Annotated in this window: 16 protein-coding genes, 1 rRNA gene and 1 other RNA gene; all 18 read left to right on the top strand. The window is 41.2% G+C overall.

The window, feature by feature from the left end; all coding sequences use genetic code 11:
- Positions 1-31 precede the first annotated feature (31 nt).
- Entirely contained in the window at positions 32-457 is a 426-nt protein-coding gene (locus VMW78_04420; protein ID HUV50246.1) for a hypothetical protein, read from the top strand.
- 66 nt (positions 458-523) lie between these two features.
- The gene (gene mrdA, locus VMW78_04415; GenBank protein ID HUV50245.1) at positions 524-2,299 is read left to right on the top strand and encodes a penicillin-binding protein 2; all 1,776 of its coding nucleotides are present in this window, start codon (positions 524-526) and stop codon (positions 2,297-2,299) included.
- Between the two features lie 221 nt (positions 2,300-2,520).
- Positions 2,521-3,624 (top strand): rod shape-determining protein RodA, encoded by a 1,104-nt coding sequence (gene rodA, locus VMW78_04410; protein HUV50244.1) that lies wholly within the window; start codon positions 2,521-2,523, stop codon positions 3,622-3,624.
- Positions 3,625-3,739: 115 nt separating this feature from the next.
- A complete protein-coding gene (locus tag VMW78_04405) occupies positions 3,740-4,150 on the top strand; it encodes a polymer-forming cytoskeletal protein (protein HUV50243.1) in 411 nt (136 codons plus the stop codon).
- Positions 4,151-4,268: 118 nt separating this feature from the next.
- Positions 4,269-4,694 carry an ATP synthase F0 subunit B gene (locus VMW78_04400; protein ID HUV50242.1) on the top strand — a complete coding sequence of 142 codons (426 nt, stop codon included), beginning with the start codon at positions 4,269-4,271 and terminating at the stop codon, positions 4,692-4,694.
- Between the two features lie 2 nt (positions 4,695-4,696).
- Entirely contained in the window at positions 4,697-5,302 is a 606-nt protein-coding gene (locus VMW78_04395; GenBank protein HUV50241.1) for an ATP synthase F0 subunit B, read from the top strand.
- Positions 5,302-5,853 (top strand): ATP synthase F1 subunit delta, encoded by a 552-nt coding sequence (atpH, locus tag VMW78_04390; GenBank protein HUV50240.1) that lies wholly within the window; start codon positions 5,302-5,304, stop codon positions 5,851-5,853. The genes VMW78_04395 and atpH overlap by 1 nt, the downstream gene beginning before the upstream one ends.
- Entirely contained in the window at positions 5,853-7,370 is a 1,518-nt protein-coding gene (gene atpA, locus VMW78_04385; GenBank protein HUV50239.1) for a F0F1 ATP synthase subunit alpha, read from the top strand. Before atpH ends, atpA begins: the two co-directional genes overlap by 1 nt.
- Positions 7,371-7,446: 76 nt before the next feature.
- The gene (atpG, locus tag VMW78_04380; GenBank protein ID HUV50238.1) at positions 7,447-8,340 is read left to right on the top strand and encodes an ATP synthase F1 subunit gamma; all 894 of its coding nucleotides are present in this window, start codon (positions 7,447-7,449) and stop codon (positions 8,338-8,340) included.
- 78 nt (positions 8,341-8,418) lie between these two features.
- On the top strand, positions 8,419-9,834 hold the full coding sequence (gene atpD, locus VMW78_04375) for a F0F1 ATP synthase subunit beta (protein HUV50237.1): 1,416 nt from the start codon (positions 8,419-8,421) through the stop codon (positions 9,832-9,834).
- Between the two features lie 22 nt (positions 9,835-9,856).
- Positions 9,857-10,267 carry a F0F1 ATP synthase subunit epsilon gene (locus tag VMW78_04370; GenBank protein HUV50236.1) on the top strand — a complete coding sequence of 137 codons (411 nt, stop codon included), beginning with the start codon at positions 9,857-9,859 and terminating at the stop codon, positions 10,265-10,267.
- A 122-nt stretch (positions 10,268-10,389) separates the two neighbouring features.
- Entirely contained in the window at positions 10,390-11,154 is a 765-nt protein-coding gene (locus VMW78_04365) for an NTP transferase domain-containing protein (GenBank protein HUV50235.1), read from the top strand.
- Between the two features lie 45 nt (positions 11,155-11,199).
- Positions 11,200-11,439 (top strand): hypothetical protein, encoded by a 240-nt coding sequence (locus VMW78_04360; protein HUV50234.1) that lies wholly within the window; start codon positions 11,200-11,202, stop codon positions 11,437-11,439.
- A gap of 274 nt (positions 11,440-11,713) precedes the next feature.
- Positions 11,714-12,007, top strand: coding sequence for a cell division protein ZapA (locus VMW78_04355; protein HUV50233.1), 294 nt, complete (start codon positions 11,714-11,716; stop codon positions 12,005-12,007).
- Positions 12,008-12,061: 54 nt separating this feature from the next.
- Positions 12,062-12,242: non-coding RNA, 6S RNA (gene ssrS, locus VMW78_04350), on the top strand.
- A 402-nt stretch (positions 12,243-12,644) separates the two neighbouring features.
- Complete coding sequence (rny, locus tag VMW78_04345; GenBank protein ID HUV50232.1) at positions 12,645-14,207, top strand: ribonuclease Y; 1,563 nt, start codon at positions 12,645-12,647, stop codon at positions 14,205-14,207.
- Between the two features lie 165 nt (positions 14,208-14,372).
- The gene (gene tyrS, locus VMW78_04340) at positions 14,373-15,659 is read left to right on the top strand and encodes a tyrosine--tRNA ligase (GenBank protein ID HUV50231.1); all 1,287 of its coding nucleotides are present in this window, start codon (positions 14,373-14,375) and stop codon (positions 15,657-15,659) included.
- 452 nt (positions 15,660-16,111) lie between these two features.
- Positions 16,112-16,172 (top strand): 16S ribosomal RNA (locus tag VMW78_04335); the annotation flags it as partial.

Raw genomic sequence — 16,172 nt, 5'->3', positions numbered from 1 at the left:
TTATGATCTGTCAGTTCTTTATGTTGTTTATATGGGTCTTTTTTTCAGTGTTCGTGAAGGCATGCCTGTTGTGCTTATTATGGGATTAGCGATGGATAGCCTTTCCGGAGGCCCTTTTGGGGTATATTTAACAACATATTTCTGGCTGTTTATCGGCGCTAGACAACTCATAAAATTTTTTCGTGTGACCAATTATATTCTTTTGCCTTTTGTTGTTACAGCAGCCGTATTAATAGAGACTATAATATTATTGGGAACCTTTGCCATGCTGGAGCCGGGCATGCAATTTTCTTCATCTATCATAAATACTGCTGTAATTCAGGTTGTATTGGCAATATGTACAGGGCCGTTTATTATTCAATTTTATAATTTCACTTATAAAAGATGGAATAAATTATTTAATAAGCTGGCCGCCGTTTTTTCGCATAAACAATTCCCGGAAATTAAGAGGCAATAAAAGGGCGCAACATTGGGCAAGTATTTAAATACAGCTGACAGCGATTGGTTCAAGCAACGCTTGATCGTGATTATGTACTGCGTTATAATTGTTTTTGTTGTGCTTATTTGTCGATTGTTTTATCTGCAGGTAATTGAAGGGGAGGAGTTAAGGCGACTTTCTGAAAATAATTGCATACGGCTCCAGAGTATAGATCCTCCAAGAGGGCTGATATATGACCGCAACGGGATATTGCTGGTGGACAATCGTCCATCCTTTGATTTGAGTATAATTTTAAAGGATGCCAAACCTATAGATAATACAATTGAAAAGTTATCTGAGTATATAAAGACCACCCCTGATAATCTTATGTCCAAGATTAAGGAATGCAAGGGCATCTCTGTCTATAAGCCGTTCTTATTGAAACCTGATATCGGACGGGATACGCTGGCCGTGATTGAAGCCCACAAATACGATCTTCCCGGTATTGAAGTTAATGTAATGCCTCGAAGGCATTACATTAACAGGCAGACTGCGGCACATCTTATAGGATATTTAAGCAAAATAAATTTAGATGAGCTTAAAAGCGACAAATATCCGGGATGCGGTAGCGGAGATTTTATCGGGAAGTTCGGCGTTGAAAAGGTTTATGGTGGTTATTTAAGGGGAAAACCGGGTGGCCGACAGGTCGAGGTAAATGCCACAGGACAGATTGTTAGGACCTTAAGGACGGTTGATGCCCTGCCCGGCCATAATATTTGTCTTACTATTGATATTAAGCTCCAACAAAAGGCTGAAAAACTTTTGGAAGGTGCGGCAGGCGCTGTAGCAGCCATGGATCCAGCCACTGGAGAAATTCTCGCCCTGGCGAGCAGCCCTTCGTTTGACCAGAATAGTTTCGTTAGCGGTATGTCACATGAAGAATGGTATGCACTGGTTTCCAACCGGTTCAGGCCCATGGAAAACAAGGCGATTCAGGGAGAGTACCCGCCGGCATCGATTTATAAAATCATAACAGCCATCGCCGGTCTTGAGGAAGGAATTATAAATAAGGATTCTACATTTTACTGCCAGGGTCATTACAAATTTGGCGATCGTGATTTTCGATGCTGGAAAAAGACAGGGCATGGTAATGTTGATGTTGCAAGGGCATTAGCCGAATCATGCGATGTTTTTTTTTATCAGGTTGGCCAAAAGCTGGGCATTGACAGGCTCGCATGGTATGCAAAGGCCTGTGGACTCGGATCTCCTTCCGGGATAAATCTTGATCATGAAGCATCTGGGCTGGTTCCGACCGCTGCCTGGAAAAAGCGTCGCACCGGTGTTGCATGGCTGCAAGGAGAGACTCTTTCGGTTTCAATAGGGCAGGGGTATAATCTTGTATCTCCGTTACAGATATTGGTGTTGACTTCAGCGGTGGCTAATGGCGGCATAAGGTATAAGCCATTAATTTTGAAAACAATTGAAACAGCTAAAGGCGAAATTATAAGTGATGATAGTTCCCATACCAAAAGAAAAATCACAGGTAAGTTGCCTGCAAGCACACAAACTCTGGAGATTGTTAAAAAAGGCCTGTGGCAGGTTGTAAATGCTGAAAAAGGAACCGCAAGGATCGCGCGTATTGACGGCATTGATATCAGTGGAAAAACAGGCACGGCTCAGGTTGTAGGAAGGAAGGAGGATGAAAAACCTGATGAACAGGTCGTGGCATCTCATTTAAAACCACATGCCTGGTTTGTAGCCTTTGCTCCGTCTGAGGATCCAAAAATCGCTGTTTCTGTGATTGTCGAACATGGGGAACATGGCGCAAGTACAGCGGCTCCAATAGCAAGAGAACTTATAAGGACATATTTGAAGCAATAGGTACTGACTTATAACGTAACCGTTCACGGTTCACAGTTTCCAGTTCACGGTTGATCAAAACGGAAAATCAAGAGGCTTAAAGGATTGATGATTGTAAAAAAGGTTAATTCTCAATTTATCGAAGCGGGCTTCGGGAAATTAAGCAATGAGATTAAAAAAACTGTAAACCGCGAACTATGAACCGTGAACGGTTGTCTTATAACTTGATTTAAGGATAATGTATGTTTGATCGGCGGCTTATAGAGTACTTTGATTGGGTTTTATTAGGGCTGACCATTATACTGGGATTTGTGGGTATTGTGCTTCTTTACAGCGCTGTAATGGCAGGAGCTCCTAGTCCCCAAAAGATACTGTGCATAAAGCAGTTGGTCTGGTATTTTATCGGATTGGTTGCAATGGTAGTTTCCTTTTTGTTTAATTATAAAATGCTGGAACGATGGGCCCACGCAATTTATGCAATATGCATCATGCTTTTGATCGCGGTCTTATTTTTCGGAAGTTATGCAGGAGGGGCAAAGCGCTGGTTGATATTGGGGCCGGTTTCGATTCAACCGTCCGAGATTGTTAAAATAGCTGTAATAATTATTCTGGCCCGGTATTATTCAAAACATGCACATACTTCCGGTTTAACATTGCGTGAATTAATAAAGCCTTTAATATTAGTATTAATCCCTTTTGTTTTGATAGTTAATCAGCCTGATTTAGGGACAGCTATCGTGCTTGCATTGATTGCCGGCTCAATGACCGTTTTTGTAAAAATTGAAAAGCATTCGTATATATACATAACGGCTTTTTGTTCTATATTAACTCCAGTTATATGGTTTTTGCTTAAAGAATACCAAAAACAACGAATATTAATATTTTTGACCCCTGACCGCGACCCGCTTGGCGCCGGCTATCATATTATTCAATCCAAGATCGCCGTAGGTTCCGGCATGATTTTTGGAAAGGGGTTTTTGCAGGGAACTCAAAACATACTTGCTTTTTTACCCGAACATCATACTGATTTTATATTTTCAGTGCTGGCCGAGGAGTGGGGTTTTGTCGGCTCTTTAGTTGTGCTTCTTTTTTTTCTGCTGATTGTTGTTCGGGGTTTGACTATTGCCCATGGGTGCAGAGATACTTTCGGCACCATACTTGCTGGCGGAATTACCATATTGATATTTTGGCAGATTGTTATAAATATCGGTATGGTTATGGGATTAATGCCGGTTGTGGGAGTCCCTCTGCCGTTTATCAGCTATGGTGGTTCATCAATAATAACTGTAATGATCTGCATCGGTATCTTAATGAATATAAGCATGAGGCGGTTTTTGATAGAATGATTTCAAAATTTGTCACCTTTTTATTTATTAAAGTTTTACCCGCCTTAGGCGGGTAAAACTTTAAGGGCCAAAATAAATTGAAATATTATATTGCACCCGGAATTCAGGAGGAGGTATGAAAAAAGGAAAAAAGGCAGACTCGATAAACACATTTTTGGGGTCTGATGCCGGTATTGAAGGAAAAATCGAATTTTGGGGTACTATAAGGATAGATGGGAAGGTTAAAGGTAAAATTTGCAGTAATGGAGGCACTGTCGTAGTAGGAGAAAAAGCCGTTATTGACGCGGACATTGTTGTTGACAAGGCGATCATCATGGGTGAGATCAACGGCAGTATAAATGCAAAAAACAGAATTGAAATTTATCCTCCAGGCCGTGTTGTCGGCGATATTCAGGCAAATGTTATTTTAATCGAAGCCGGTGCTGTGTTTAATGGAAAATGCAGCATGAAAAACAGGGAAATTTCATCAGAAAAGCCGATAGATTCCGCTAAAAAACTTAATAATTTAAAGACAAATAAAATCTAAAAAAACCTTTGACAACATGTTGTTGCAGGTGCTATAGGTCGCCGGAGCAATAAAAACAATTTTTATTAAAAAATAGTCCTACTTTATATAATTATAATAATGTGACGGAGGATTTCTTATGGTTAGTGTTGATGGATCAGTTATTATACAGATCGTCAATTTCATCTTTTTGATGTGGATTTTAAATGTCGTTTTATATAAACCGATCCGGAAGGTTCTGATCCAAAGAAAGGAAAAAATTGGCGGTCTTGAGCAGAAAATTGATATGGTCGGGAAGGATATAAAAGAGAAAGATGATGCGTTTGGCCTGGGAATTAAGGAGGCAAAGGCCAAGGGATTGAATGAAAAAGGGGTTTTGTTACAGGAAGCCTCTGATAAAGAAAAAGAGATAATTGAAAAAATAAATAAAAAGGCTCAGGCAGATTTGGCGGAGATTCGTGCAAAAATCGCAAAAGATGTTGAAGTAGCCAGTGAGTCGTTGCGGCAAGAACTTGATTCATTTGCAAACGCTATTGGTCAAAAAATTCTGGGGAGGGCTTTTTAATAATGAAACTGTTTAATAAAAAAGAGCCTTGTGTTAGCCGGAAGTGTAATTTAATTGCAGTTATTATGATCGTCGTTGCGGTTTTAATGTTTTCCGGAGTAGCCTGGAGTTCATCTGGAGGGGGCGAGACAAAAGGCTGGGTGGCTACGGATACTTACAAGGTCATGAATTTCACTGTTTTAATCGTGGCCCTGTTTTTCCTTTTACGCAAGCCCGTGGCTCAGGCGCTAAATGCGCGCATTAAAGGGATAAGGGATCAGCTAAATGATCTGGAACTTAAGAAAAAAGAGGCTGAGAAAAAGCTGGCCGAATATAATGAAAAGCTTTCCCTGTTAGACAAGGAGGCTGAAAATATAATTGCAGAATACGTTAAACAGGGGAAAGAGGCCAAAGCAAGAATACTTGAGCATGCTGAATTAGAAGTCAAGAAACTTGAGGACCAGGCCGCCAGAAATATTAAAAATGAATTAAAACTGGCCAAGTCAAAACTCCAGGAGGAGATATTTGAGAAAGCCCTTATAAAGGCTGAAGAGATTATAAAAAGCAGAATTACCGGTGAAGATCAGGATAAACTTATAGATGAATATTTAGAGAAGGTGGTGGCCTAATGAAAAATTTGGCTATAGCACGGCGTTATGCCAAAGCGCTTCTGCTTATTGGTAAAGAAGACGGACAGGCTGAAACCTATAGAGAGGAACTGGATGGTATCGCAGGGTTGGTTTCAAGAGAGGCAGAGCTTGAGCAGGCGATTTGCAATCCTCTTTATGATGTTTCAAGCCGTAAAAAGGTATTGCAGGCAATCATTGATAAATTGAGTCCTTCTAAAACCATGAGAAGTTATCTTCTATTGCTTTTTGATAAAGGAAGGATTGGGTTCCTGCAGAGTATAAGCGAATTTTATCACACGCTTGCTGATGAGTTAAAGGGCGTTGCTCGTGCCAGCCTGATTTCGGCTACTGAGCTTACATCGGAAACCGTTGAAAAAATCAGCAATGCTTTATCAAAAAGGACTGGTAAGGAAGTTATTCTTGAGGTAAAACAGGATGCTGGACTTATAGGTGGGATTATTACGAGGATTGGGGATCTTGTTTTAGATGGCAGTGTTAAAACACAATTACTCAACATGAGAGAATCTTTAAAAAGGGGTGAGAGTGTCTAATGGAACTAAAAGCTGAAGAAATAAGTCAAATAATTAGAGATCAGATTGTAGATTACGACAAGAAGGTTGAGTTAAGCGAGACAGGAGTCGTGTTGTCGGTAGGTGATGGTATTGCCAGGGTATATGGCCTTGAAAAGGCAATGGCTTTGGAGCTTGTTGAATTTCCGGGTAATATTTTAGGGCTTGTATTGAACCTTGAGGAAGATAATGTCGGTGTTGCCATTATGGGCGAAGATACCAACATTAAGGAGGGTGATATTGTCAAGCGTACCGGACGTATTGCTCAGGTTCCTGTGGGTGAAGCAGTTCTGGGACGTGTTGTTTCGGCTGTAGGTGAACCCCTTGACGGCAAAGGCCCTATTGATACAAAAGAGTTCAGCAGGGTTGAGAGGGTTGCACCCGGCGTTATTGAAAGAAAAGGTGTGCATGAACCATGTTATACCGGTTTGAAAGCCATTGATTCCATGACGCCTGTTGGCCGCGGCCAGCGGGAACTTATTATCGGTGACCGGCAGATCGGAAAAACAGCTATTGCGATTGATGCAATCCTGGCGCAAAAGAACACGGATGTATATTGTATTTATGTTGCCTGTGGCCAGAAGCAGTCGACCGTAGCCCAGGTTCATGCCATTCTTGAGAAGCATGGAGCTATGGAATATACAACCATTGTTTCCGCATGTGCAAGCGATCCTGCGACACTGCAGTACGTAGCGCCTTATGCGGGATGTGCGATGGGCGAATATTTCCGCGATAAAGGTCAGCATGCTCTTATTATATATGATGACCTTTCCAAGCAGGCAGCTGCCTACCGTCAGGTTTCTCTGCTTTTGAGACGTCCCCCGGGCCGTGAAGCATATCCCGGCGACATTTTCTACAATCACTCACGTCTCCTTGAACGTGCGGCTAAAGTCAATGATGAGCTTGGCGCAGGTTCTTTGACAGCACTGCCGATCATTGAAACTCAGGCCGGTGACGTGTCTGCTTATATTCCGACAAATGTTATTTCCATTACCGATGGGCAGATATATCTTGAGCCGGCTCTGTTTTTTGCCGGTGTCAGGCCGGCGATTAATGTGGGTCTTTCGGTTTCGCGTGTTGGTGGAGCGGCACAGGTCAAGGCAATGAAACAGGTGGCCGGTAGTCTTCGACTCGATCTGGCTCAGTATCGGGAGCTTGAGGCATTTGCCGCGTTTGGCAGCGATCTGGATAAAGCAACTCAGGCCCAGCTGACCCGAGGCGCAAGGCTGGTTGAAATCTTAAAACAACCCCAATATCATCCTTTGCCGATGGAAAAGCAGGTGTCCATGCTTTATGCTGGAACAAAAGGCTTTTTAGATAAATATCCTGTTGATGTTATGGCAAAATATGAGGCAGGTCTTTATCTGTTTATCGAAGCCAAGTATCCACAGATATTTAAAGAGCTTGAAGAGAAAAAACAGATCTCGGTTGATCTGGATAAGATAATGTCGGAAGCCTTGAGGGCATATGACGACGAGTTCAAGGATACAATAAAATAAGCGGCATACAGCTGTCTGAATGATTATAACACTAAAGCGTAACCTGTAACCTGTAATAATATAAGGGCTGAGCTTTATGGCGACATTAAAAGAAGTTGAATTAAAAATAACTGCGGTAAAAAAGACAAAGCAGATTACAAAGGCCATGAATATGGTGGCCACCTCCAGACTTCGGAGTTCTCAAGCAACAATGGGAGCGTTTAGGCCGTATGCCACCAAGTTTTCTGAAGTTCTTGGAAGCCTTGCGGAAAAAGCAGGAGAGGAAACCAGCCCGCTTTTGATGCCACGCGAAAAGGTTAAGAAGATTAATGTTATTTTATGTACTTCTGATAGAGGTTTATGCGGCGGCTTTAACACAAACCTGATTTCAAAGGCTGAAAAATTTTTAAACGAAAAATCAGAGCAAAACATTGAAGTAGCATTTACCAATTTTGGCAAAAAAGGGCGTGACTGGTGTCGTAGAAAGGCAATACCGATCTTGGGCGAGCATCTCGGGATTGTCGGAGCCAAATTTGGATTTAATATAGCAGCTGTTTCCGGCCAGAAGGCTGTTGATGGGTTTCTTGATGAAGAATATGATGAGGTTTATATCATATATTCGGAATTTATCAGCATGGCCAGACAGGTTCCTGCGCTTAAGCAGATTCTTCCAATACCGCCCATTGAATTGCCTGAGGAAGAAACGACTGGGGAGGAAAAGCCTTATCTTGCGGAACATATCTGCGAGCCTTCAACAGACGAACTGTTGAGAGATATGCTCCCAAAGAATATTTGTGTTCAGTTATACAGTGCTCTTTTGGAGACATCAACAAGTGAACATGCCGCGCGTATGAACGCTATGAATAATGCAACAAAAGCCTGTGACGATATAGTTGAAAGCCTCACTTTGGCGTATAACAAGGCCAGGCAGGCAGCTATTACCGCTGATTTGATGGATATCGTCGGTGGTGCTGAGGCGCTTAAAGGGTAATCCTGAAAACAGTTAATCGTTATTTGTTAATCGTTAATCGAATAACGGGGAACCAATAACAAATTTGGAGGTCTATAGATGGGAGAGAACATAGGTAAAATTACACAGGTTATGGGGCCTGTAGTTGATGTTGAGTTTGAGCAGGGAAAATTGCCTACAATCCTTACCGCTCTTCTGATTACCAACACGACTATTAACGATGAACCGGACAATCTTGTTGTTGAGGTTGCTCAGCATCTGGGTGATAATGTTGTCCGTACTATTGCTATGGATGTTACAGATGGTCTTGTGCGCGGGATGCCTGTTAAAGATACCGGCAAACCTATAATGATGCCGGTTGGTCAGGCCGGGCTTGGTCGTGTTCTCAACGTGGTTGGAAAACCTGTGGATGGTTTAGGCCCGATAAGCCAGGAAAAGATGATGCCTATACACCGCTTAGCTCCGAAATTTACTGAGCAGGATACAACGGTTCGTGTTCTTGAAACCGGTGTTAAGGTTATTGATCTGCTTGTGCCCTTCCCCCGCGGTGGTAAGATGGGAATGTTTGGAGGCGCCGGAGTCGGAAAAACAGTTGTTATGATGGAGATGGTTCATAACATAGCAATGCAGCATGGTGGTATATCCGTATTTGCCGGTGTTGGCGAGCGAACCCGTGAGGGAAATGACCTTTACCATGAAATGAAGGCCTCGGGCGTTCTCCCAAAGGCTGCTCTTATTTATGGACAGATGACCGAGCCTCCAGGAGCAAGGGCGCGTGTTGCGCTTTCCGCGCTTACTGCTGCGGAATATTTCCGTGATGAAGAGGGCCAGGACGTTTTGATATTTATTGATAATATATTCCGTTTTACTCAGGCCGGATCTGAGGTTTCAGCCCTTCTTGGACGGATGCCTTCTGCCTGTGGGTATCAACCAACATTGGCAGTTGATCTTGGCGTGCTTCAGGAGCGGATTACATCAACCGATAAAGGCTCTATTACCGCGGTTCAGTGTGTTTACGTTCCCGCAGACGATTTGACGGATCCAGCGCCTGCCACAACATTTGCCCATCTAGACGGAACAGTTGTTCTTTCCCGCGCAATTACTGAGCTTGGAATTTATCCGGCTGTGGATCCTCTTGATTCGTCTTCGAGGATTCTTGATGCCGCTTATATAGGTGAGGAGCATTACCATGTTTCACGTTCGGTTCAGAATATGCTGCAGAAATATAAAGAGCTTCAGGATATCATCGCGATTCTCGGCATTGAAGAGCTGTCCGAGGAGGATAAGGTTACTGTTGGGCGCGCAAGGAGGATACAGAGATTCCTTTCACAACCATTCCATGTAGCGGAAACTTTTACCGGAAAACCTGGTAAATATGTAAAAATTGAAGATACTGTTCGAGCATTTAAGGAGATTTGTGAAGGCAAACATGATGATGTTCCTGAACAGGCATTTTATATGGTTGGAGGTATTGAAGATGTTGTTGAAAAAGCCAAACAGATGTCTGCTGCATAAATTATAAGAAAGAGGGTAAATTATGGCTGGAAATATTCGATTAGAAGTAGTTACGCCGGAAGCATCTGTTGTTAGTGAAGATGCTCAGATAGTCGTAGGGCCCGGTACCCTTGGAGAGTTTGGTGTTTTGACAGGCCATACCCCTTTTTTGACAACCCTTAAATTGGGTACGCTTCGTTATAAAGATGCTAATGGGGTTGAAAAATGCGTTTTTATCAGCGGCGGATTTGCAGAGGCGCTTCCTGATAAGGTCACCATATTAGCCGAGTCTGCTGAAAGGAGACGCGATATAGATATGGAACGTGTTAAAAGTGCTTTAAAACGCGCCCAGGAGCGTTTGGCCTCAAAGAAACCGGATATTAATTATGAAAGAGCCAGAGCTGCTTTGCAAAGGGCTTTATATCGTATTAAGCTTGCTGAAACAATAAGGTAAGGGTTGCATTGACATGAAACCTGTTTTGGCCTGAAATAACAGGTAAATTATTTTATAAATACTGCAAAAAGGGCGGACCATAATATGGTTTGCCCTTTTTTATTAATTAAGGTTGGTGATAGATGCAAAATATTGCGGGGAATGTTGCTGTTATTATTCTGGCGGCAGGAATGGGTACACGCATGAAGTCCGATAAGGCCAAGGTGCTGCATAAAATTCTTGGCAAACCCATGGTGATGTATGTTGTCCAAACAGCAAAAAGGGTTGTCGGGAATAATGTGATAATGGTTGTGGGCAACCAGGCTGACAAGATACGTGAAATAGTATCGGAAAATAATGAGTTGATTTATGCTATACAGAAAGATCAGCTCGGAACAGGTCATGCGGTTTTGTGTGCGCTGCCTTATATCCCTGAACATATAGAAGATGTGGTTATATTGTGTGGTGATGTGCCGCTGCTTAGTTCAGATACCGTTGTACGGCTTATAGATGATCATATTAAGGCAAAACGCGATATATCCCTTTTAGCGGTTGAGATCGACAATCCTACAGGTTACGGCAGGGTTATATTGGATGAAGACTTGCACGTTTCTAAAATAGTTGAAGAAGCGGATGCAACAGATGAACAAAAAAAGATAAAGACTATAAACGCGGGGATCTATTGCGTAAAAAAGGAGTTTTTATTAAATTATCTGGGAAAGATAAAATCGGATAATGCTCAAGCCGAACTTTATTTTACAGATATAGTCGAAATAGGATATAGAGAAAAAAAGGTTGTCGGAGTACTGGCGAGTAGAGATTATGAAGAGGTTATGGGCGTTAATACATGCCAGGATCTAATAGCGGTTGAGGCTGTCATGCATAAAAGGTCAGGTAAAATATCTTGACTTTAGCTTATAAAAAAGATTAAATGTAATTAATGAGGTGTAAGATTGGATAATGAGTTAATTTTGCGACAGTTTGAAGAAATTGAGGAAAAAGTTGTAAGATTAGTTGATCTTTGCAAGTCACATGAAGCGACTAATGCAGAACTTAAAAAAAGAATTGAAAAATTGGAACATGAGCTTCAAAGCAGGGTTGAGGCGGAAGAGAGTTATTCAGAAGAAAGGGATTTGGTGCGGTCAAAGGTTGATGGTTTGTTGGTCAAATTAAATAATATAATAGAATCTTAACACCGGCAGCCAACAACATGAGATCTTTTAAAAATGCTTCCCGCTAAAAGCGGAATTCAAGTTCAAGTCTGCTTGCGCATTGCACGCAGACAGGGAAGGCGATCAGTTTCAGACGGATTAATAATCAGCTTTAGGCTGATTAAAATTTTAGCTTGACGCTGAAATGAAGTGACACGCAGTGAAGCATCAGCGCTAACCATCAGCGCCTAATTAGGCAAAAAAGGGGGCGCAAAGATCTCAAGATATGGTTTCGGAAAGGAAGAAGACTTATTCATTGGAACAACTACTTACAATAGAGCTATTCGGGCAGCCTTATAAATTTAAAGCTGAATCAGAAATCACAGAGGCAAAAGAGGTCGCTGCACTACTGGTAAAAGAGGTAGCCAAAGTCGAAACTCAGCAATCAGGCCAAACATCTGATATTACGAGGCTGGCGATATTGATTGCAGCAGCTCTAAACATTGCTAATGAAAATTTTGAGCTAAAAAGGAATTATTCGTATTTATTACAGGAGCTTTCTGAACGTTCAGCAAATTTAATACATACATTAAGTGCTAATATGCAATAATATAAGCAGCTGTCAGGTTGCAACTAAATGAATAAGCGGATCGCTTAAAAGGTACGGCCCCTGCCGTGTTCGTGATTGGAAGATGTTCTTTGACCCAACATTCATATTTAAGGGAGCTTTCACTGGTTTTGGTGAGCAGGTTCTGCTTGTACAGAAAAGCCTAAAGAAACCATAAGGCGCCCACTTTGAGCCTTGGCTCAAAGACCTTCTAACACGGCTATTTGGCGGGGGTCTTCCTTATTTACAAATAGGACGTTAACTTTAAATAAAGAGTATATTGTCAATCCAATTCAGCTTTTCGAACATCTCATCCCAAATCCACCTTACATTATTTGAGACTTTTGCAAAATGCCCCCTTTTGGCTAATTGATCGCTGATGGTTAGCGCTAATGGTTAGCGCTGATGCTTCACTGCGTGTCACTGCGTGTCACTTTTTAATCAGCCTAAGGCTGATTAATTCTTGAAATACTATATGTATTCCTACAGTTAATCCGTCTGCGGCGGATCGCCTTTCCTGCGTGCAACGCACAGGCGGGCTTGAAGTTGAGCAAAATTAATAGTAGGTTTCAAGCGCCATTTTAATAATTTTGCTTTAGTGCAAATTATGTAGTTTTATATATATCCATGGAGATTAGCAATGAATGCATATAATATATTATTTGGCATAATCGGCTTAATGTTAGGTTGTGTCATTGCCTATTGGGTGAAGGGAAGGATTATTTCTCAGAAGCTTAAGTCTGCTGAGTTAGAGTCATCACGGCTGGTAGAAGATGCTAAACGGAGATCGAAAACACTGATAAAAGAGGCTGCGCTCGAAGCAAAAGATAGACTTTTCAACATGAAAAGTGAATTTGATGCTGAAACAAAAGAGACTCAAGCTGAATTAAAGAAAAAAGAAAGAAGGTTGATACAGAAAGAGGAGAGTGTTGATAGAAAAATTGAGCAACTTGAGCAGAGAGACAGGGAGATTTTCGGAAAAGAAAAGCAGTTGGCAAGAAATGTTGAGCAAGTTGAGCAAAGTGAAGCAAAATATAATAACTTAATAGAAGAACAAAAAAAACAGCTTGAAAAGATTTCCGGATTGGCGGCAGGGCAGGCCAAGGAGTTATTGATCAGGGCTATGGAAAACGAGGCGCGACATGAGTCTGCCAGACTGATTAAAAGAATAGAGAATGAAACAAAAGAAGAGGCAGATAAAACAGCTAAAAAAATTATAGCTACTGCCATCCAGAGATATGCCGGGGATTTTATTGCCGAACGAACCGTGTCTGTTGTGCAACTTCCCAACGATGAGATGAAGGGGCGTATAATCGGAAGAGAGGGGCGTAATATACGCGCTATTGAGGCTGCTACAGGCATCGATCTTATTATAGATGATACTCCTGAGGCGGTTATACTGTCTGGTTTTAATCCTGTCAGGCGGGAGGTGGCTCGGCTTTCACTTTTGAGGTTGATATCAGACGGTCGAATACATCCGGCGCGGATAGAAGATGTTGTAAAAAAGGTTGAACAGGAAATTGATTTGGCAATAAAGGAGGCAGGAGAACAGGCTGCCTTTGATTTAGGAGTTCATGGTATTCATAATGAGCTAATTAAGATTGTCGGTAGATTAAAATTTCGAACAAGTTATTCGCAGAATGTTCTGCAGCATTCAGTTGAGGTGGGGTTTTTATGTGGTATTATGGCTTCTGAATTAGGACTTAATCAAAAACTGGCAAGACGTATGGGATTATTGCATGATATTGGAAAAGCAGTGGATCACGAGGTCGAAGGGCCACATGCTTTGATCGGTTCTAAGCTTGCTAAAAAATTTGGTGAAGCCACTAAAATTGTAAATGCTATAGCTGCTCATCATGAGAATATACCACCTAGTTCGGTCTATGATTTGTTGGTACAGGCTGCTGACGGGCTTTCCGGGGCAAGGCCTGGAGCTAGAAAAGAATTACTTGAAAATTATATTAAACGGCTGGAAGATCTTGAAAAAATAGCTAATTCATTTAAAGGAGTTTCAAACACTTACGCTATTCAGGCCGGCAGGGAACTTAGAGTAATAGTCGAAAGTGAAATAATTTCAGATGAGGAGTCAGTTTTTTTAAGCAAAGATATTGCAAAAAAGATTCAAGAGTCATTAACATTCCCGGGTCAGATCAAGGTTACAGTTATTAGAGAAACCAGAGCAGTGGAATATGCAAACAAATAACTCTTAGGGTTAGCTCAAAAATAAGCGCCTGAAATGCCTGAAGTTAAGGGATTCTGCTGGTTGATACAGGTTTCTTAAGCCAATGCATACATGATGAGGGCAGACTTTAGGCACTCATATCTGTACCAAATGCGTGCTGACTTGATATAAATTAGGAATTGAATCATGAATGTAATTGAGACGCTTCAAGAGCGTGGTTTTATTGAAAAAACCACTCATAACGATGAGTTGGTTGAATATTTTGATCAGGGGAATATTACTGGTTATATCGGTTTTGATCCAACAGCATCAAGCCTGCATATTGGAAGCCTTGTGCCTATAATGTCGCTTGCCCATATGCAGAAGCATGGGCACCGTCCCATAGCTCTTATTGGAGGCGGGACAGGGCTTGTTGGAGACCCGAGCGGCAAGACTGAGATGCGAAAGCTGCTTACGCCTGAAATAGTGGAACATAATGCGCGGGGGATAGAAAAGCAACTGTCTCGCTTTATAGATTTCAGCAAAGGGAAAGCCCTTATATTAAACAATGCCGACTGGTTGACCGAATTAAAATATATACCTTTTCTCAGAGACATCGGAAGGCATTTCAGCGTCAATCGAATGATAAAGGCGGAAAGCTATAAGATGCGCCTTGAAGCAGAAGAGGGGTTGAACTTTATTGAATTCAATTACATGCTTTTACAGGCATATGATTTCCTAAATCTTTTTGATAAATATGGTTGCAGGCTTCAGATGGGAGGAAGCGACCAGTGGGGGAATATAATTAGCGGTATTGAGCTTGTTCGAAAGATGCGCAGAGAGACCGTTTTTGGTATAATCTCTCCATTGATTACTACAAGTAACGGCGCAAAGATGGGAAAAACAGCCGATGGAGCTGTTTGGCTTGATTCTGAAAGAACGAGTCCATATGAATATTATCAATACTGGATCAATACAGATGATGATGATGTTGTTCGTTTTTTGGCCCTTTATACTTTTTTGCCTATAGATGAAATTAGAGATGTTGAAAAGCTGGAGGATGATGATTTAAACAGCGCTAAAACGGTACTTGCTTTTGAAACAACTCAACTTGTTCATGGTCGACAGGAGGCGGTAAAAGCTTATAATGCAGCATCAAGTATGTTTGGTACTCGTATTGTGCCGGAGAGGATAATGCCTGCAAGCACTATCCCGCGAGATAAGGCCGATTTTGATGATATTTCAGTGCCGAATTCATTTTTTGATTTAGAACAGATCCAGGCAGGCATTCCTGCATTTAAATTATTTCATCTTGCAGGGCTTGCCCCATCAGGAAGTGCGGCAATGAGGCTGATCAAGCAGGGTGGGGCATATATAAATAACAATCGAATTAATTCAACTGAATATATGATAAACGAGAATGACCTTAATAATAAGGAGATATTGTTAAGGGCGGGTAAAAAACATTTTCACAAAATAAAGATTAGATGTTAAATATGACAAGCCCGTAAAAAATTGGTTTTTTTACCACAGGGGGTGCAGAGAAAATTTTGTAATTTTAAATAATTATTTATATATCCTTTGTGGTAAATTCGTTTTTTTACAATACCATAAAATATGATGACTTCTTAAAAATCCTGCTTGACAATTATAAGTTTTACATACATTATAATTTATTTATATGATCAAAAATTTATGCAGCAAGACAGGGATTACATTTGCTTTTGCAGTTCAGATAAATATATTTTTATATATCAATAAAAATTAAGAAAAAACTTCTTGACATCATGCAAAAGATATTATAGAAATGCCTTTTTGGAAAACAGCGAGCATATTTTTTGAAGCCTGCTGCAGAGAATTTTAATCTTGATCTTTGAAAACTAAATAGTGACAGCTTGTGAGTTAGGTCTCTTGTAAATTTGTTGCAAAAGCAACTTAAAGAAATTTAATTGGAGAGTTTGATCCTGGCTCAGAATGAACGCTAGCGGCGTGCTTAACACATGCAAG

Source organism: Anaerolineae bacterium, assembly GCA_035529315.1.
Classification (GTDB): Bacteria; Desulfobacterota; Desulfobacteria; order Desulfobacterales; family ETH-SRB1; genus Desulfaltia.
This window is presented reverse-complemented; position numbering and strand designations above follow the sequence as displayed.

Excerpts from the sequence above, each read along its gene's own strand:
- atpA (HUV50239.1), top strand. The coding sequence starts at position 5,853 with ATGGAACTAAAAGCTGAAGAAATAAGTCAAATAATTAGAGATCAGATT.
- VMW78_04370 (HUV50236.1), top strand. The coding sequence starts at position 9,857 with ATGGCTGGAAATATTCGATTAGAAGTAGTTACGCCGGAAGCATCTGTT.
- rodA (HUV50244.1), top strand. The coding sequence starts at position 2,521 with ATGTTTGATCGGCGGCTTATAGAGTACTTTGATTGGGTTTTATTAGGG.
- atpD (HUV50237.1), top strand. The coding sequence starts at position 8,419 with ATGGGAGAGAACATAGGTAAAATTACACAGGTTATGGGGCCTGTAGTT.
- VMW78_04365 (HUV50235.1), top strand. The coding sequence starts at position 10,390 with ATGCAAAATATTGCGGGGAATGTTGCTGTTATTATTCTGGCGGCAGGA.
- rny (HUV50232.1), top strand. The coding sequence starts at position 12,645 with ATGAATGCATATAATATATTATTTGGCATAATCGGCTTAATGTTAGGT.
- atpH (HUV50240.1), top strand. The coding sequence starts at position 5,302 with ATGAAAAATTTGGCTATAGCACGGCGTTATGCCAAAGCGCTTCTGCTT.
- tyrS (HUV50231.1), top strand. The coding sequence starts at position 14,373 with ATGAATGTAATTGAGACGCTTCAAGAGCGTGGTTTTATTGAAAAAACC.
- VMW78_04395 (HUV50241.1), top strand. The coding sequence starts at position 4,697 with ATGAAACTGTTTAATAAAAAAGAGCCTTGTGTTAGCCGGAAGTGTAAT.
- atpG (HUV50238.1), top strand. The coding sequence starts at position 7,447 with ATGGCGACATTAAAAGAAGTTGAATTAAAAATAACTGCGGTAAAAAAG.
- VMW78_04405 (HUV50243.1), top strand. The coding sequence starts at position 3,740 with ATGAAAAAAGGAAAAAAGGCAGACTCGATAAACACATTTTTGGGGTCT.
- VMW78_04420 (HUV50246.1), top strand. The coding sequence starts at position 32 with ATGGGTCTTTTTTTCAGTGTTCGTGAAGGCATGCCTGTTGTGCTTATT.
- VMW78_04400 (HUV50242.1), top strand. The coding sequence starts at position 4,269 with ATGGTTAGTGTTGATGGATCAGTTATTATACAGATCGTCAATTTCATC.